Consider the following 15,809-nt stretch of genomic DNA (forward strand, 5'->3'; position numbering starts at 1 on the left):
CGGGAGGAGACATGACCGCATTTACCCAGGAGCAACTGATCGCCACGAGGCCGAACCTGCACCGCCATGGCGACGGCAGCCATGCCAACTGGGGCGTGAGCGATTCCGTCTTGCGCTATATCGCCAAGCATTCCGGACCGGACGCCAAGACCATCGAAACAGGGGCCGGCCTGTCCTCCGTGGCCTTCGTGCTGTCCGGGGCCGAGCACCACGCCGTCTTTCCGGAACCGTACCTCGTGGAAACCCTCACCGCCTTCCTGGACGACAAGGGCATCGACCGCAGCCGCTTGCACCTGCACAACGTGCCGTCCCAGGAATTTTTGCCCGCCATGCCGGAATCGGGGTTCGACATCGCGCTCATCGACGGAGAACACGCCTTCCCCATCCCCTTCCTCGACTGGTACTACATCGCCAGGCGCATGAAGGTCGGCGGCCTGCTCATCATCGACGACACCCAGATATGGACCGGGCAGGTGCTCAAAACCTTCTTGAGCGTGGAGCCGGAATGGCGGCTCGTCTGGGATATCTACGGAACATCCTTCTTCCGCCTGGAAGCGCCCTTTGTGGAGAAGTGGTGGGCCAAGCAGGCCTATACGGTTCTGCACAGCCAGATCACGCCCCAGGCCGTGCCCTATCTTCCGGAACCCGTTCTGGGGATGCTGGCCCCGATCTACGACACGGAGGGCAAATGACCGGGACCGACGACCGGGAGCGCCTGCTCGCGCTTCTCGACGCTCTGAAGCCCTATTTCGGCAATGTGCCGTCCGCCCGGGAGCACTTCGCCCTGGCCCAGGAATGCGGCCTGCACATCACGCCCGTGCATTTCTATTCCCCTGTGCCCGATACGTCCAAGCTGCCCCCCCAAACCTGGACCACGCCCTCGGACATGCCCGGCGTGGACATGGACGAGCCGGGACAACTGGAATTGCTCGAGACGATTTTTGCCAAATACCACGAGGATTTTTCGGCTTTTCCCCTGAAGGGGACCGGCGACGACCTGGAGTTCTCGTTCGAAAACGACCAGGTGTCCGGAGCCGACCCCTTCATCCTGCACGCCCTCGTCCGGGAGCTTCGGCCGCGCCGCATCGTCGAGGTGGGAGGCGGCTACACGACCCTGGTCACCGCCAAGGCCGTGCGCCGCAACGGCTCGGGCGAGATCGTGTGCGTCGAGCCCTATCCCCGGCCCTTCCTGGCCCGGGCTCTGGAGGGCGTCGGCCGGCTGGAGCGGCGTCCGGTGCAGGAGGTCGAGCCGGAACTGTTCGCCTCCCTCGGCGAGGGGGACATCCTTTTCATCGATTCCACCCACGTGGCCCGCATCGGCAGCGACGTCAACAGGCTCTTCCTGGAGATCCTGCCCCGGCTCGCCCCGGGGGTCTGGGTGCACGTGCACGACATCTTCCTGCCCTACGACTATCCCGAGACCTGGACCAGGCAGATGCAGTTCTTCTGGTCCGAGCAATACCTGCTCCAGGCGTTTCTCGTCGGCAACCGGCTGTACCGCCCGCGCTTCGCCGTCGGCTACATGGGACGCCGGCATCCCGAGGCGATGCGCCGGGTTTTTCCCGGCTGGGCCTTGGGATTGGGCGGCGGGAGCTTTTGGATGCGCCGGGAGGACGCACGGTGAGGGCGCGCCGGGACGTCGCGCCGTCGCGGGGAACGTCGTCCGGATCCGGAGGCGAGGCCCATGGATGACGCCAAATACGCCATCGCGGCCGAAGCGGTGGCCGGCATCAGGGAGCAGGTCCTTTCCGATGCGTGGCGGGGCTCTTTCCGGCACGAGAGTTTTACGGAAAAGTTCGTCGAAGCGGCGCGGCGCTCCCATTGCTTCGTGGACGCGGGCGCCGAGTTCGGATTTTACGCCTGGCTGGCCCTGGCCCATATGCCCGACCCGAAGCGCCTCTTTCTGTTCGAGCCCGAGCCCGAGCGCCATCTGGCGCTGCAGCAGGCTTTTGAGCCCCATGCCGAGGTCTCGGTGCTTCCCTTCGCCGTGGCGGACAGGGCGAGGACCATTCGGATGTACAAGGAGTCCGTCGACCATTCCTGCACCCTCGACGCCGCCCTTTCGCAGAGCGCCGTTTCGGTCGCCTCCGAAAGCTTCGAGGTCGCAGCCGTGGCCTTGGACGACTGTTTTCCGGACGCCCCGGATGCCGTCGATCTCGTCAAGATGGACATCGAGGGGGCCGAGGTGTTCGCCTTGCAGGGCATGGAGCGCGTCCTGGCCGCGGGCCGGGCGGAACTTTTCCTGGAATACCATCCCGCCTATGTGCGATCCTGCCACCCCGAGGGGGAGCGGCGGGTCCACGAACTTCTGCGTCGCCATGGGTACGGCATGTTCTCCTGCCAGGGGCTCGAGATCACGCCCCTGAGCGCGCTTGCCACCAGAACCTATCTCAAACCGACGCCGCCCCGCAGGCACTGAGACCGCGTCCGCGGCCTCGCGCCAAGGAGTTTTTCCGGGCCATGAACATCCAGATCCAGACCACGTCCGCCTGTTCGGGCAAATGCATCATCTGCCCCTACGGGGACAGCTGGCACAAGAAGCACCCCGGCCGCATGACCGAGGCGGTCTTCGACCGCATCCTGGACCAGCTTTCCGGCCGCCGCCTGGGCAAGGTGTGCGCCTACCTCGAAAACGAGCCCCTGCTCGATCCGGACATCTTCCGGCGCATCCGGGCGATCAAGGAACGGCTGCGCTTCGACTCCCTGGAATTCTCGACCAACGCCCTGTCCCTCGACGCGGCGGCCGCGGCCCGGCTCGGCGAGCTCTTCGCGGACGTCAAGCACGAAATCTGGGTCAGCTTCCACGGGGTGGACAAGCGCACCCACCAAGGCGTCATGGGCCTCGACTACGAGCGGTGCCTGGAAAACGTCGTGGGGCTCCTCAAGCTCTCGGACGAGCTGCCGCTCCGGGTCATCATCCGGGGCGCGGGGCTGCCCCAGCACCCGGACCTGACCCACGACTTCACCTTCACCGAGCAGGCCTACAAGGCCTTCTGGGAAGAACAGCTGCGCCGCCACGGCATCCGCAACAGGCCGGGCATCAACTGGATCCGCTACCACGACCGGGCCGGCACCATCCGCAGCCGCCCCATCCGGCTCAAGGCCCCCGTGCGCACGGACCTGGCCGGGTTTTCCTGCCCGAGGCCGCAAGGCTGGCTGCACTTCCTGTACACGGGCGAACTCATCCTTTGCTGCATGGATTACCACCGGGAAACGGTCTTCGGGGACATCGCCCGGGAGGACCTGGACGCGATCCTGGCCGGTCCGGCCTTCGGCGCGCTTTTGGCCAGGATCGCGGGCAGGGAGGCCTCCCCCCCGGACTTCATCTGCAAGCGCTGCATCAGCCCCGGGGGATGAGCGATGGCGGCCGCCGGGACGAGCCCCGCTCCGGGGCGGCGCGCCGTCGATCCGCGCCGGGTGGGCGGAAGGCCTTGCCGGCGCGCGCCGTTGTCGGCAATCTGACGCCGCCGGGGGAGGAGCGTCCGGCCGCGCCCGGCCGGACGTCCCGGGAACGGCCCGGGGCATTTTTCGGTTTTGCGGCTCGGGACCCCTCAATTTTCCTGGGATTTCGCCGATAAGGCTTTGGCGGGGCGGGGAGGCCCCGCGACGGGCCCACGCGCCGCCGTCCGGGCGATCCGCCTTTGCGGCACGGACTTTGATAGGAGGCGCTGGACACTGTCCGCGTGCAAGAGGAAACCGCTTCCAGCGAGGACGACATGAACCGCCCGCACAACGCCCGTTCCCGCGCCGCCGTCCCGGCCTTGCGGGACCGCGGGGCGGGCATCGACCCCACGGCGGGCCGCGGCCCCGAAGGCTTGCCCCGGGCCGCCGCCGTGCAGGCGAGGCGATAGGAGTGCCATGGCCGTGCGCTGCTCCATCATCATCCGCTGCTACAACGAGGCCAGGCATCTCGACCGGCTGCTCTACGGCATTTCCCAGCAGACCATGCGGGATTTCGAGGTGCTGGCCGTGGACTCGGGCTCCACGGACGGGACGCTCGGCATCCTCGAGCGCCACGGCGTGGCGATCCACTGCCTGGCTCCCCAGGACTTTTCCTTCGGCCGTTCGTGCAACATCGGAGCCGCGGCCGCGCGGGGCGACGCCCTGGTCTTCGTCAGCGCCCACGCCTATCCGGTCTACCGCAACTGGCTCGAATGCCTGCTTAAGCCCCTGGCCGATCCCGACACGGTCATCGCCTACGGCAAGCAGCGGGGCAACGCCCGCAGCAGCTTCTCCGAGCGCCGGATATTCAAGGCCTGGTATCCCGACCGGGACCAGGCCGACCAGACCCACCCCTTCTGCAACAACGCCAACAGCGCCCTGCGCCGCGAGGCCTGGCAGGCCCTGCGCTTCGACGAAAGCCTCACCGGCCTCGAAGATCTCGACTTCGCCAAGCGCGCCGTGGAGCGGGGGGGCAGGATCGCCTACGTCGCCGCGGCCGAGATCGTCCATGTCCACGAAGAGCGCTACGCCACGGTGCGCAACCGTTATCGCCGCGAGGCCATCGCCTACCGCCGCATCTACCCCCAGACGCGGCTGACCGCCTGGGACTTCTGCCGTCTCTACGTCGGCAACGTGGCCAGCGACTGCCGCAGCGCCCTGGCCGAGGGGAGCCTGCTGCGCCATGTCCCGGAGATCATGTCGTTTCGCCTCATGCAGTTCTGGGGCGCCTACCGGGGGATGGGCCAGACCGAGCCCGTATCCGATCTGCTCAAGCGCCGCTTTTATTATCCCGCCCCCCCCGAAGAGGGCCGGTCCCGCTCGGTCGGGGCGAAGCGGGAGGGATGCGTCGCCTATCCCGAGCATTTCAACGAGAAGACGGCGTCCTGACCCGGCCGGGCCATGGATCGCGCCAAACGCCGGCCCGGAAGCGGGCCGGGGTCGGGAATGCCTCGCGGCCCGTCCCGGCGGATGGAGGAGGATCGTCGATGCCAAGCCCTTTTCCCGAAATCGTGGCCCTGGTGCCCATGCGCCACGACAGCGAACGGGTGCCCGGAAAAAACTACCGTGATTTCGGGGGAGCCCCCCTGTACCATCACATCGTGCGCGCACTTTTGGACTGCGGACGCGTCAGCCGCGTCGTCATCGACACCGACAGCCCCTTCATCTTCGCGGACGCGGCCCGGCATTTCCCGGAGGTGACGCTGCTAAAGCGCCCGCGCGAGCTGCTCGGCGGCGAGGTGCCCATGAACAGCATCCTGCTGCACGACGTCTCCCAGGTGGCCGGGCACTACTACCTCCAGACCCACAGCACCAATCCGCTGCTGCGGCCGCAAACCATCGCCAAGGCCGTGGACGCCTTCCTGGCCGCCCTGCCCGGGCACGATTCCCTCTTTTCCGTCACGGCAAGGCACGTCCGGCTGTGGGACGCCGCCGGCCGCCCGCTCAACCACGATCCCGCGGTGCTTCTGCGCACCCAGGACCTCGAGCCGGTCTACGAGGAGAATTCGAACCTGTACCTCTTTTCCGCCGCCTCCCTGCGCCAGTGCGGGAACCGCATCGGCCGCCGGCCGATGCTCTTCGAAATTCCCGCCTGGGAAGCCATGGACATCGATGAGGAATTCGATTTCCGCCTGGCCGAGTCGGTCTATCGCGCAACCCAAGCCGAAGGTGCTCGCTCATGAAATGGAAAGTGCTTGTGACCGCCCCCTATCTGCAGCCCGTTCTCGACCGCTTCCGCGGCGAACTCGAAGCCCGGGGCGTCGCCCTGGTCGTGCCCCCGGTGTCCGAACGCCTCGAGGAGGAGGAACTGCTGCCCCTGATGGCGGAGATCGACGGCGTGATGTGCGGCGACGACCGCTTCACCCGCCGGGTCATCGAGGCCTCGCCCCGGCTCAAGGTCCTGTCCAAATGGGGGACCGGCGTGGATTCCCTGGACGCCGCGGCCTGCCGCGAACGGGGTGTGGCCATCCGCCGCACGCCCGACGCCTTCAGCGTGCCCGTGGCGGAAACCGTGCTCGGCTTCGTCCTCGCCTTCACCAGGCAGATCGTCGCCGGCAACGCGGACATGCACAGGGGCCGCTGGCAGAAGCTGCCGGGCCGGGTCCTGGCCGAGTGCACCCTGGGCGTCATCGGCGTGGGCGACACGGGCAAGGCCGTCACGCGCGCCGTGCGGCCCCTGGGCATGCGGGTCCTCGGCCACGACATCAGGGAGATTCCCGCCGCCTTCGTGGAAGAGACCGGCCTTTGCCCCACCGGCCTCGACGTCCTGCTCGAACAGGCGGATTTCGTGTCCCTGCACACGGACCTCAACCCCACGAGCTTCCATCTCATGAACGACGCCCGGTTCGAGCGCATGCGCCCGGGCGCGGTGCTCATCAACACCAGCCGCGGGCCGGTGGTGGACGAGCAGGCCCTGGTCCGGGCCCTGGCCTCGGGCAGGATCGCCGGGGCGGCCCTGGACGTGTTCGAGCAGGAGCCGCTGCCCGCGGACAGCCCGCTGCTGGCTATGGACAACGTGCTCATGTCGCCGCACAACGCCAATTCCAGCAGCCTGTATTGGGAAAAGATCCACCGTCGCACCATCGACAGCCTGCTTGGCGTGCTGGAGGGCGGGAAGTGAAGGGCGCGGCCCTGGTGACCGGCGCGGCCGGGGGGATCGGCCTGGCCTGCGCCGAGGCCCTGGCCCGGGAGGGGCTGCGGGTCTACGGCCTGGACATGGTCCCCCCCGCCGGCCAAGCCGCCTTCGCGGGCTTCGGGACGTGCGACCTGGCCCAGGAGGGCGCGGGGGTCCGGGCCGCCGCGCAACTCCTGGCCGGGGAGGATGCCGGCCTGGTCTGCCTGGTCAACAACGCGGCCCTGCAGGTCGCCAAGCCCCTGGAGCGGACCTCGCCGGCGGAATTTCAGGCCGTGCTGGCCACCAACCTTCTCGCCCCCTTCCAGTTGAGCGTCGCCCTGCTCGACGCCCTGGGCCTGGCCGGCGGGGCCATCGTCAACATCGCCTCGGTCCACGCCCAGGCCACTTCCCGCGAGATCGGGGCCTACGCCGCCAGCAAGGCCGCGTTGCTCGGCCTCACGCGCACCATGGCCCTGGAGTTCGCGGCCAGGGGCATACGGGCCAATGCCGTGCTGCCCGGGGCCGTGGACACGCCGATGCTGCGAAGGGGCCTCGAGCGCGACCTGCACGGGGCGGCCGACCCCCTGGCCGAGTTGGCCCGGCGCCACCCCCTGGGGCGCGTCGGCAGGCCCGAGGAGATCGCCCAGGCCGTGGTCTTCCTGGCCGATCCGGCGAAGTCCTCCTTCATGACCGGCCAGGGGCTCGTCGTGGACGGGGGCTGTTTGTGCAAGCTGGCCACCGAGTGAGGGCCGCGCCGTGCCCTGCGCCGATCGCATTTCCGTCGTCATCGCGGCCTACAACTACGGGCGCTTCCTTCCGGACGCCATCCGCAGCGCCCTGGAGCAGCGGGACGTGTCCTGCGAGGTCGTGGTGGTGGACGACGGCTCCACCGACGACACGGCCGACGTCCTGAGGCGGCACGGCCGCGACGTCGTCGTCGTCAGCCAGGAGAACAAGGGGCTCAGCGCGGCGCGAAACGCCGGGCTGGCCAGGGCGCGGGGCCGCTACGTCGTCTTTCTCGACGCCGACGACCTGCTGCTGCCGGGCGTGCTCGCGTCGCAGCTGCGGGCGCTGCGGGAGGACGGGCGAAAGGCCATGGCCGTTTGCCGCAGCCATTTCTTCGAAACCCTCGACGCCCGGGGACAGCCGCGGCCGACCGGGGAATGGCGGCTTTTCCGGGAAGCCCTGGACGCCCACCTGTGCCACTTCAACATCGCGCCGCCCCATGCGTTCATGGTCAGGCGCGAGGCCGTGGAGGGCTGCGGCGGCTTCGACGCCGGCCTGGCCGCCTGCGAGGATCACGACCTGTGGCTGCGGCTCGCCGTGGCCGGCGAAGCGCCGGTCTGCAATCCCGACGGCCGGGTCGCCTACCGCCGCCACCCCGGCAGCATGTCGCGAAATCTCGACCGGCAGCACGCCCACGACGCCATCCTGCACCACCGCGTGGCCGAGGCCCTGCGGCGCACGGATTTTCCGGCCGCCCGCCGCCCGGAAGGCCTCCTCGGCTGCCTGGCCGGATGCCTGCTGACCCGAAGCCGCCTCGCGGCGCGCCAGCCCGGGCCGGCCGAAGGCCTCGGCGGCCCCATCCGGGACATGCTGGACCGCCTGGCCGGGGAGCGGGCCGCCGCCAGGGAGGCGTCGGACACCGCCGCGTATTTCCTTTCGCGCATCGAGGCGACGTTGCGCCTGGACCCGGAGGCCGGCGACGCGGTCCGCGCCCCGTTGCGGCGGGCGTTTCCGGAGCCCATGCCGGCCCTGGCCGCGCTGTCCGAGCCGCAGCTGCGGGACGCGTCGCAGCGGCTGACGGCGCGGCTGGTCTTTTGAGGCGACGCCGGGGCGACACAACCAGTCAGGAGTCAGCCATGGAACTCGTCAGCATCATCGTGCCCACCTACAATCAGGCGAAATACCTCCCCATCTGCCTCGACGCCATCTGGTTCCAGGAATACGGCGACCTGGAGATCATCGTGGTCGACGACGGCTCCCGCGACGACACGCGCGAGGTCCTCGAAGCGTACCGACAGGGCGTCGAAAACGACATGACCTCCTTCGCCTCGCGCTACGACGAAGCGGCGGATGTCGTGGAAAGGACCCGCACCCGGCGCTACGAGACGCGGGGAAGGACGCTCACGGTCATCCGCCACGAGACGAACAAGGGGCTGTCCGAGGCGCTCAACACCGGGGTGCGCGCCGCGACGGGCCGGCTTTGCACCTTCATCGCCTCGGACGACGTCCTTTTGCCGGGCATGGTCCGGGAGCTCAGCCAGGCGATGCGCGACGCCGACGCCGACTTCGCCTACGGCGACCAGCAGGTGATCGACGACGACGGCCGCATCCTGCGGCGGTTCGTCCTGCCGGACTACTCGTTCGCAGCCTGTTTCTGCGACTGGTATTTTTGCGGCGTGGCCAAGCTGTACAAAAGGGAACTGCACGACGCTTTCGGTTATTACGATCCCGCCTACACGGTCCAGGACCACGACATGTATCTCCGCTTCGCCATGGGCGGAGCCAGGTTCGTCCACGTGCCCCGGGTGCTGGTCAGCGTGCGCACCCACGACAAGGACAGGCTGGTCCACAACCACAGCCCGGAAGGCATGAGCAGGCTCTATCGGGAGTCCTCCCGGCTGGTGGTCAAGGCGAGGGAACATCTCGCCGGGCCCGGGGCGAACCCTCGGGCCGGCGGTTGACCGGGGCCGGCGGCCCCGTCCCGCGCCGCGCTCCTTTCCGGCGACGGCCCAGGCCGGCAAGGACGCATGCGTCTGCGGCCGTCTCCCCGCGTCACCGATCGGTCAAGGCCTCGGCCAGCAGCGAGGACAGGAACTTGACGTCCTTGCCCAGGCCGTAGTGCGTATTGATGTTGTCCAGTTGCGTGTGGCAGTTCTCGCAGGCCGTGACCACGACGTCCGCGCCGCTCTCGCGCATCTGGTCGGCCTTGACCCGGGACGAGCGCATGCGGAAATCGAGGGTCTCCTCGCCCATGGCCACGAGCCCCCCTCCGCCGCCGCAGCACCAGTTGTACCTGGGGTCCGGCGACATCTCCCGGAAGTCCTCCACGATGCTGCCGAGGATCAGGCGCGGCTCGTCGTAGACGCCGCCGTTGCGGGCGATCTGGCAGGGATCGTGGTAGGTGAAGGAGCCCGGGAGTTTTTTGACCCGGATGCGTCCTTCCCGCAGGTAGCGGGCGTGGACCTCGGTCAGGCTGACCACCCGGAAGGGTTGCCCGCCCGAAAGCTGCTTGGCCACGCGCACGGCCGTGCCGCATTCGCAGATGCAGACCTCCTTGACGCCGAGCCGCCTGGCCTCGTGGACGATGCGGTCCAGGATGCGCCTGGTCTTGGCCGGGTCGCCCACGAACGCACCGAAGTTGACGGCCTCGAAAAAGCTCAGGCTCCAGTTCTCGCCGGCGGCGTTGAACACGGCCGCGGCCGGGATGATGGAATGGGCTCCGGCCAGGGCCACGTAGAGCATGTCCGCGCCTTCCACTTCCGTGGGGATGGGCGTCGCGCCGGCTTGGACCCGCCAGCGCTCCACCACCTTGGCTTCCAGGCGCTTGACGCCTTCCAGGAATCCCGCCTTGAGGGCGTCGATGTTCTCGCCCTTGGCGATGGACACGTCGGCCAGCATGGCCAGTATCTCCGGCTCGGCCTGGGCCCCGACGAGCAGGAGCTTGGCGATGGACAGGATCTGCTGGGTGTCGACGCCGAAGGGACAGCAGACCATGCAGCGCCGGCAGCCGGTGCAGGAATAGGCCGCCTCGCGCAGTTCCTCCAGGGCGGCGTCGGTGAGGGGCTTGGCCTCGCCGAGCGCGGGCAGCAGGCGGCCCTGGGCGGTGAAATGGCGTTTGTAGACGCGCCGCACCACCTCGGCCCGGTAGGCCGGGGCGTAGCGGGGCTGGGACAGGGAGGCGTAGGCGTGGCAGGCCGGGGTGCACAGGCCGCACCGGGAGCAGGTCTCGAGGTTCAGGACCATCTCCCGCGTGAGCTTGGAGCCGAAAAGACGCAGCAGTTCGTCGCGGACCGAGGCTTCCATGGCTAGCCCCTCCTTATCCGGTTGAGGGCGAAGGTGAAGATGGCGTGCATGAGCTTGGTGAAGGGAAAGGCCATGAGCAGCAGGTCGGCGCACAAGACGTGGGCGACCAGCATGAAGGTATGCCCGGTCCCGTCCACGGAGGCGATGGAGGGCCGCAGCGTGACCAGGCTCCAGAGGTAGGCCCGGTAGTCGTTCACGGACATGGTGGAGTAGTCGTACCAGTTCCTGGCCCAGTCCATCTGGGAGCCGAACAGCACGGTGAGGAAAAAAAGGGCCAGGAGCAGGTAGTCCTCGGGCACGGACAGGTCCTTGGTGGGGGAAACCAGGCGCCTTGAGAAGAAATAGAGCAGGCAAAGGAGCATGGCGAGCCCCACCGCGCCCTTGCCGAGGAAGATGGCGTGGGGGACGGCCTGGAGCGGCGGGATGTCGGCCACCAGTTCGAGATGGCCGAGAACGAGGGCGAGAAGGCCCAGGTGGAAAAGGGCCAGGGCGACCCAGAGCACGGGGTTGTGGCGCAGCACCGTGGGCAGGAGCAAGGCGTCGGCCAGGGCGTAGGCCCAGCCGGGCTTTTGCGTCGGGTACACGGCCAGGGGCAGGCCCAGCCGGGGCCGGCGCAGCAGCCCGGCCAGCCGCCAGAGCGTGCCTGCCGCGAACACGCCGACGGCCAGGTAGGTCATGGGCACGAGGACGATATAGGTCAGCGTCGCCATGGCGTCGGTTCTCTCCCTGGGGGGCCGGGGCAGGCCCGGCCCCCGGTGGCGTTACTTCAGGCGTTTGATGAAGAAGCTGACTTCGCCGCCGGCTTCCTCGGTTTCGAGGATCTGATGCCCGCTGGTCTTGGCCCAGGCCGGGAAATCGGTCAGGGCCCCGGGATCGGTGGTGACGGCCTTGACGACCTGGCCCACGGCGACCTCCTTGATGCCCTTGCTGATCTTGACCACGGGCATGGGGCAGGGGAGGTTTCGCAGGTCGATCTCCTTGGCGAATTCCATGGCGCTCATACGGTTCTCCTTGAGGTTGATCGTCAGATGAAAAGCTGCACCTTGCTGCCCATGGCCTGTTCCAGGAAGGTGGCCACGCCGCAGTAGAGCAGGTCCGGGTAGTCGAGCATCTCCTGGCGCGTAAATCCCATAAGGCTCATGGACAGGTCGCAGATGCAGATCCTGACGCCGAGCTCGGCGGCCAGGTCGATCATCTGGGGCAGGGAGGCGACGTTTTTTTGGGCCATGAGCCCCTGCATCATCCTGGTGCCCAGGCCGCCGAAGTGCATCTTGGACAGCTTGGCCGCCGGCGCGCCCTTGGGCAGCATGGCCCCGAACATGGTTCCCATCATGTCCTTGCCGGGAGCGGATTTTTTGGGGTCGCGCAGAAGCGGCGTGCCCCAGAAGGTGAAGAACATCATGACCTCCATGCCCATGGCCGCCGCGCCGGTGGCGATGATGAACGAGGCCAGGGCGCGGTCGAGGTCGCCGGAGAAGACCACCATGGAGAGCTTGTTCTCCTGTCCTCCCTGCTCCAGGCTCTCCACCCTGGCCCGCAGTTCCTCGAGCTGTTCCGTCAGTCCGGCATCCATTGGTACCTCCGTGGATAGAGATGTGCGTGAATAGTTAGAAAATTTGTAATCACAAATAGTTGATGTTCAAATGATGCTTGTTTTGATATTGCCATGAAACAAATAGGCCAAAAGCATCTCCCGCCGCAGGCGTAGCCTTGCCAGCCAGGCGGGCTTGGCCGGCAAGGCCGGCATCGACGCTGTCGTTGCGCCCGCGACACGCGCCGGACGGTTTTTCGGGTGCCGGCCTGTCGCCCAAGGGCAGGGTGCGCGCCCGGCGTCCAGGTGGCCCGGGCGGATACGCCGGCATCCGTACACGCCCGGCAGACGGACCCGGCATCCGGCCGGGCGAGGGATCGTGAATGTCATGAAGCCTGTTTTTGCCGTTCATGCTGCCAGGAAATCCATATTGTTGACGTAATTAGTGAATACTGTGAAATATTTTGTCAAAAAAAAGGACTAGGCCGAAGCCTCGCCCACGCGTTCCATGGCCGCCTTGAGCAGGTCCAGGGACTGCAGCACCATGTGCCGCCGGTCCGGGGCGATGGCCGCGAGCACCGCGTCGCGCAGGGCGCGCTGCCTGTCGGCGATCTCCTGGCGCAGCTTCTGGCCGGCCGGGGTCAGGGCGAGCAGCACCACCCGGGAGTCGGCCGGGTCGGCCACCCGGACCAGGAGGTTTTTTTCGGCCAGGCCGCTGACGAGCTTGGTCACGCGGCTGCGGGCGATGCCCAGGCTCGCGGCGATGCCCTTGGCCGTGAGGTAGCGCTCCTGGCCGAAGAGCGTCAGGCAGCGCAGTTCGGCCTGGGGGATGCCGCACTGCTCGGCCAGGGAGGCGTGGCTGTCCGAGCAGCACTGGTGGAGCTTGTCCAGCATCTGGCTGAAGTGCCGCCGCTCCTGCTGGGTCAGTTCCCTGGCTTCGCCATGTTCGTTCATGGTATGAAATATATCCGGACGGGCCAGGCTTGTCAACAGGGCGGCCCCTTTCCCCGCCACCCCCGCTTTGGTATCCAAGGGAGCGCGCCGCCGGAGCGCGCCTTTCTGCAACCCTCGAATCAAGGAGGCGGCCATGGCCAAGTTCCTCTTCACCCTGTCCTGCGGTCCCGAAGCCCCGGTGCGGGCGGTGCGCGCCATGTTCCTGGCCAAGGTCGCGGCCGGCAAAGGCCACGAGGTCACGGTCTTCCTGCTCGACGACGCCGTCTACTGGGCCAACCTCGGCATGGCCGAGAAGGTGCGCATCCCCACCGGCGACGCCATGATCGACCAGATCCGGGAGCTGCAGGCCAAGGGCGTCAAGATTCTCGTGTGCAAGCCCTGCGCCGAGGCCCGGCTCATCGGCGGCGACGACCTGCCCCAGAACTTCGAGATCAGCACCGCCTCGGTCATGATCGACATCGCCGTCGAGGCCAAGGTCTTTTCGTTCTAGATTATTGCGGTCCGTTGTGGACGGTCGCGGCCGCCTGCCCGCCCGGGGCGTGCCGGCGGCCGCCGCGCCGGAGGGATCCATGCTTTCGGTCGTCACCTACACCTACAACGACCACAGCTTCGTGCTGGAGACGCTGCGCCGGCTGGAACGCTTCCAGGCCGTCGTCGGCCAGGTGGTCGTGGTGGACGACGGTTCGGCCGAACCCTTCGCCGCGCCGCCCGGCCCCCTCTCAGGCCGCCTGGCCGTGGCGCGCCACGAGGCCAACCAGGGGCCGGGCCTGGCCAAGCGCACGGGGCTCGCCCTGGCCTCGGGGCCGTTGATCCTGTCCGTGGACAGCGACATCGCCTGGGACGCGCTGTGGCTCTACAGCGCCCTGGAGCGCGTCCGGGAGCCGGACGTCGGCATCGTCGGCGCGCGCATCGTGGAGAAAAACCACGGCGACAGCCTGTCCGCCGCCCTGCACTGCGCCTCCCTGGCCAGGCTCGGCCAGGGGCGCGACGAGGGCTTCGCCCGGGGCGGCATCTGGCTCACGCGCAAGGAAGTCTACGACGCCGTGGGCGGCCTTGGCGACTACGGTCGGGCCACCCACGAGGACTGGCACCTGTGCCGCAAGGTGCGGGAACGCGGGCTGCGCGTGGTCGTCAACGACCGGGGGACCGTGTTGCAGACGCGCCGCATCGGCCGGTCCCAGTGCGTGCGGCGCGACGCGCTCTATCTTGCCGACGGCTATGCCGGCCTCATCGCCCGGGAGGAGCCTTCGGCCCTGCTCTCGGTCATGACCCTGGAGCTGGAAGAGGCCCTGGCCGTGGCGCAAACGGGCGACTGCCCGCTTTTGGTCTACCTCAAGATCGCCACCTACGCCGCCGTGTTCGCCCGCTGGGAGGGCCGGTTCGGGGGGCACGGCGCGGCGGCGGCCGTGGCCGAGGCCTTCGCGTCCTATCCGGCCATCGTGCGCGCGATCGTCGCGGATTGCGGCCTGTCCCTGCCGGCGGCCGAAGCGGAGCCGGGGCCGCTGGCGGAAATCTTCCGCTACGTGGCCGAAATCGTGGGCCAGGCGCGCCTGCGCCGGCTCGACGAAGCCGTCCTGCCCCGGGCTCTGGCCGAGGAAGCGGCCGGGCGGCGCGATTTCCATTTCATGGGCTGACCAGCCGTACCGAATAGCGTTTTGCGGCCATGGTTCAATCCGGTCCGCCAAAACGCGTGCCGGCGGGGCTTGGGGTCCGCCCCTATTCCTTGCCTGAGCGGCCACGTTCCAGGGAAGGGAGCGACTCCGGGTTCTGGCGGACCGGTGAAGCGGTCTATGCCACATCAGACCGGGGGAGGCTTTGGAGCCAGGCGGCCAGGGATGGCCCCTGCGGCGTCCAGCCGAGCCGGCGGGCGTTGGCGGCCTGGACGAGGCTGTTCGAGGCCACGCCCAGGCGGGCCGCCTCGCCGTGCATCCGGATGGCCTCCGCCACCGGAAGGCTGACGGTCCTGCCGCCAAATCCCAGGTGTTCGCTGAGCATCCCGGCGATTTCCCGGAAGGAGTTGTGCCCGTTTTCCGCGAAGAAGAAGGAGCCGCCCGGCGCTTTCTCCATGGCCAGGAGATAAAGGTCCACGAGGTCGTCGATATGCACGTTGGAGTAGCGGTTTAGGCCCTGGCCGAAATAGACGCCCGCGCCGATTTGCCGGGCCAGGGCCGTCAGCTTGGGCAACTGGTCGCTGTCGGGCTGCAGGCCCCGCCCCGTACCGTAGATCATGGACGGACAGACGACCACGGTCCGGATGCCTTTTTCGATGGCCGCTTGGCGCACGTACCGGTTCATGTCCACCCGGGGCCGGCGGAAGGAAACGGGCTCGAAGAAGCCGTCCTCGCTTAGGGGGACGGAAGCGGCGTATTCCCCGTCGGCGTGGTCCGCGACGATGGCCGAGCCGCTGGTGTGGATCAGGAGCTTTCCGCTGCGCTGGAGGGCGGCGACGAGCGTCAGCACGGCCCCCGGATGGTCGGCGCTGGCGGCGTGGATCACGGCGTCGGCCGCCCGGGCGGCCTTTCCCAGCGCCTCGGGGTCGTCCAGCGTGCCGGGCAGGGGGATGACGCCGCGCCGTCGCAGCAGCGGCAGCTTCCTTTCGTCCCTGACCAGTCCCGTCACCTCGTGTCCCAAGGCCAGCAGCCTTTCCGCAAGGGAGCCGCCGATGTACCCCGTCGCTCCGGTGAGAAATATCTTCATGTTGCGCCTCCGTGCCGTCGTCGCGTTTTTCGATCTTTTGCG

The 15,809-nt window shown here is 68.3% G+C and carries 19 protein-coding genes; 12 read left to right on the forward strand and 7 right to left on the reverse strand.

The window, feature by feature from the left end:
• Positions 1–11 precede the first annotated feature (11 nt).
• The 10 genes from Q1K70_RS05110 (at position 12) to Q1K70_RS05155 (ending at position 9,243) form a co-directional block, all read left to right on the forward strand.
• Positions 12–692, forward strand: coding sequence for a class I SAM-dependent methyltransferase (locus Q1K70_RS05110; RefSeq protein WP_300156536.1), 681 nt, complete (start codon positions 12–14; stop codon positions 690–692).
• Positions 689–1,624, forward strand: coding sequence for a class I SAM-dependent methyltransferase (locus Q1K70_RS05115; protein WP_300156538.1), 936 nt, complete (start codon positions 689–691; stop codon positions 1,622–1,624). The genes Q1K70_RS05110 and Q1K70_RS05115 overlap by 4 nt, the downstream gene beginning before the upstream one ends.
• Positions 1,625–1,684: 60 nt before the next feature.
• A complete protein-coding gene (locus Q1K70_RS05120; protein ID WP_300156541.1) occupies positions 1,685–2,419 on the forward strand; it encodes an FkbM family methyltransferase in 735 nt (244 codons plus the stop codon).
• A 41-nt stretch (positions 2,420–2,460) separates the two neighbouring features.
• Positions 2,461–3,357, forward strand: a complete 897-nt coding sequence (locus Q1K70_RS05125) for a radical SAM/SPASM domain-containing protein (protein ID WP_300156543.1) — start codon at positions 2,461–2,463, stop codon at positions 3,355–3,357.
• Positions 3,358–3,858: 501 nt separating this feature from the next.
• Positions 3,859–4,830 (forward strand): glycosyltransferase, encoded by a 972-nt coding sequence (locus tag Q1K70_RS05130; protein WP_300156545.1) that lies wholly within the window; start codon positions 3,859–3,861, stop codon positions 4,828–4,830.
• Positions 4,831–4,928: 98 nt separating this feature from the next.
• Positions 4,929–5,624 (forward strand): acylneuraminate cytidylyltransferase family protein, encoded by a 696-nt coding sequence (locus tag Q1K70_RS05135; protein ID WP_300156547.1) that lies wholly within the window; start codon positions 4,929–4,931, stop codon positions 5,622–5,624.
• Entirely contained in the window at positions 5,621–6,562 is a 942-nt protein-coding gene (locus tag Q1K70_RS05140; protein WP_300156549.1) for a phosphoglycerate dehydrogenase, read from the forward strand. Before Q1K70_RS05135 ends, Q1K70_RS05140 begins: the two co-directional genes overlap by 4 nt.
• Positions 6,559–7,302: an SDR family oxidoreductase gene (locus tag Q1K70_RS05145; protein WP_300156551.1), complete on the forward strand. Its 744-nt coding sequence runs from the start codon at positions 6,559–6,561 to the stop codon at positions 7,300–7,302. The genes Q1K70_RS05140 and Q1K70_RS05145 overlap by 4 nt, the downstream gene beginning before the upstream one ends.
• 10 nt (positions 7,303–7,312) lie before the next feature.
• On the forward strand, positions 7,313–8,380 hold the full coding sequence (locus Q1K70_RS05150; protein WP_300156553.1) for a glycosyltransferase: 1,068 nt from the start codon (positions 7,313–7,315) through the stop codon (positions 8,378–8,380).
• A 38-nt stretch (positions 8,381–8,418) separates the two neighbouring features.
• On the forward strand, positions 8,419–9,243 hold the full coding sequence (locus Q1K70_RS05155) for a glycosyltransferase (protein WP_300156555.1): 825 nt from the start codon (positions 8,419–8,421) through the stop codon (positions 9,241–9,243).
• A 91-nt stretch (positions 9,244–9,334) separates the two neighbouring features.
• On the opposite strand, the gene Q1K70_RS05160 is transcribed toward Q1K70_RS05155, so the two are convergent.
• The 6 genes from Q1K70_RS05160 to Q1K70_RS05185 all read right to left on the reverse strand — a co-directional run bounded on the left by Q1K70_RS05160 (position 9,335) and on the right by Q1K70_RS05185 (position 13,070).
• Entirely contained in the window at positions 9,335–10,585 is a 1,251-nt protein-coding gene (locus tag Q1K70_RS05160) for a (Fe-S)-binding protein (RefSeq protein WP_300156557.1), read from the reverse strand.
• A gap of 2 nt (positions 10,586–10,587) precedes the next feature.
• Positions 10,588–11,295, reverse strand: coding sequence for a respiratory nitrate reductase subunit gamma (locus Q1K70_RS05165; protein WP_300156559.1), 708 nt, complete (start codon positions 11,293–11,295; stop codon positions 10,588–10,590).
• Between the two features lie 51 nt (positions 11,296–11,346).
• Positions 11,347–11,586, reverse strand: coding sequence for a sulfurtransferase TusA family protein (locus Q1K70_RS05170; protein ID WP_300156561.1), 240 nt, complete (start codon positions 11,584–11,586; stop codon positions 11,347–11,349).
• 23 nt (positions 11,587–11,609) lie between these two features.
• Positions 11,610–12,158, reverse strand: coding sequence for a DsrE/DsrF/DrsH-like family protein (locus Q1K70_RS05175; RefSeq protein ID WP_300156563.1), 549 nt, complete (start codon positions 12,156–12,158; stop codon positions 11,610–11,612).
• A gap of 49 nt (positions 12,159–12,207) precedes the next feature.
• The gene (locus Q1K70_RS05180; protein ID WP_300156565.1) at positions 12,208–12,528 is read right to left on the reverse strand and encodes a hypothetical protein; all 321 of its coding nucleotides are present in this window, start codon (positions 12,526–12,528) and stop codon (positions 12,208–12,210) included.
• Positions 12,529–12,596: 68 nt separating this feature from the next.
• The gene (locus tag Q1K70_RS05185) at positions 12,597–13,070 is read right to left on the reverse strand and encodes a MarR family winged helix-turn-helix transcriptional regulator (RefSeq protein WP_300156567.1); all 474 of its coding nucleotides are present in this window, start codon (positions 13,068–13,070) and stop codon (positions 12,597–12,599) included.
• 133 nt (positions 13,071–13,203) lie between these two features.
• Between Q1K70_RS05185 and Q1K70_RS05190 the strand changes: the two genes are divergently transcribed.
• Together Q1K70_RS05190 and Q1K70_RS05195 are read left to right on the forward strand one after the other, a co-directional pair.
• Entirely contained in the window at positions 13,204–13,560 is a 357-nt protein-coding gene (locus Q1K70_RS05190; RefSeq protein WP_300156569.1) for a DsrE family protein, read from the forward strand.
• Positions 13,561–13,639: 79 nt separating this feature from the next.
• Complete coding sequence (locus Q1K70_RS05195) at positions 13,640–14,704, forward strand: glycosyltransferase (protein ID WP_300156571.1); 1,065 nt, start codon at positions 13,640–13,642, stop codon at positions 14,702–14,704.
• A 154-nt stretch (positions 14,705–14,858) separates the two neighbouring features.
• Here the strand turns inward: Q1K70_RS05195 and Q1K70_RS05200 are convergent, their stop codons facing one another.
• Positions 14,859–15,767: an NAD-dependent epimerase/dehydratase family protein gene (locus Q1K70_RS05200; protein WP_300156573.1), complete on the reverse strand. Its 909-nt coding sequence runs from the start codon at positions 15,765–15,767 to the stop codon at positions 14,859–14,861.
• Positions 15,768–15,809 lie beyond the last annotated feature (42 nt).

Source organism: Solidesulfovibrio sp. (genome assembly GCF_029978005.1).
Lineage (GTDB): Bacteria > Desulfobacterota > Desulfovibrionia > Desulfovibrionales > Desulfovibrionaceae > Solidesulfovibrio.

What these genes read in the sequence shown, in the direction of transcription:
- Q1K70_RS05110 (WP_300156536.1), top strand. Translation starts at nt 12, where the DNA reads ATGACCGCATTTACCCAGGAGCAACTGATCGCCACGAGGCCGAACCTG.
- Q1K70_RS05115 (WP_300156538.1), top strand. Translation starts at nt 689, where the DNA reads ATGACCGGGACCGACGACCGGGAGCGCCTGCTCGCGCTTCTCGACGCT.
- Q1K70_RS05120 (WP_300156541.1), top strand. Translation starts at nt 1,685, where the DNA reads ATGGATGACGCCAAATACGCCATCGCGGCCGAAGCGGTGGCCGGCATC.
- Q1K70_RS05125 (WP_300156543.1), top strand. Translation starts at nt 2,461, where the DNA reads ATGAACATCCAGATCCAGACCACGTCCGCCTGTTCGGGCAAATGCATC.
- Q1K70_RS05130 (WP_300156545.1), top strand. Translation starts at nt 3,859, where the DNA reads ATGGCCGTGCGCTGCTCCATCATCATCCGCTGCTACAACGAGGCCAGG.
- Q1K70_RS05135 (WP_300156547.1), top strand. Translation starts at nt 4,929, where the DNA reads ATGCCAAGCCCTTTTCCCGAAATCGTGGCCCTGGTGCCCATGCGCCAC.
- Q1K70_RS05140 (WP_300156549.1), top strand. Translation starts at nt 5,621, where the DNA reads ATGAAATGGAAAGTGCTTGTGACCGCCCCCTATCTGCAGCCCGTTCTC.
- Q1K70_RS05155 (WP_300156555.1), top strand. Translation starts at nt 8,419, where the DNA reads ATGGAACTCGTCAGCATCATCGTGCCCACCTACAATCAGGCGAAATAC.
- Q1K70_RS05160 (WP_300156557.1), bottom strand. Translation starts at nt 10,585, where the DNA reads ATGGAAGCCTCGGTCCGCGACGAACTGCTGCGTCTTTTCGGCTCCAAG.
- Q1K70_RS05165 (WP_300156559.1), bottom strand. Translation starts at nt 11,295, where the DNA reads ATGGCGACGCTGACCTATATCGTCCTCGTGCCCATGACCTACCTGGCC.
- Q1K70_RS05170 (WP_300156561.1), bottom strand. Translation starts at nt 11,586, where the DNA reads ATGAGCGCCATGGAATTCGCCAAGGAGATCGACCTGCGAAACCTCCCC.
- Q1K70_RS05175 (WP_300156563.1), bottom strand. Translation starts at nt 12,158, where the DNA reads ATGGATGCCGGACTGACGGAACAGCTCGAGGAACTGCGGGCCAGGGTG.
- Q1K70_RS05180 (WP_300156565.1), bottom strand. Translation starts at nt 12,528, where the DNA reads ATGAACGGCAAAAACAGGCTTCATGACATTCACGATCCCTCGCCCGGC.
- Q1K70_RS05185 (WP_300156567.1), bottom strand. Translation starts at nt 13,070, where the DNA reads ATGAACGAACATGGCGAAGCCAGGGAACTGACCCAGCAGGAGCGGCGG.
- Q1K70_RS05190 (WP_300156569.1), top strand. Translation starts at nt 13,204, where the DNA reads ATGGCCAAGTTCCTCTTCACCCTGTCCTGCGGTCCCGAAGCCCCGGTG.
- Q1K70_RS05195 (WP_300156571.1), top strand. Translation starts at nt 13,640, where the DNA reads ATGCTTTCGGTCGTCACCTACACCTACAACGACCACAGCTTCGTGCTG.
- Q1K70_RS05200 (WP_300156573.1), bottom strand. Translation starts at nt 15,767, where the DNA reads ATGAAGATATTTCTCACCGGAGCGACGGGGTACATCGGCGGCTCCCTT.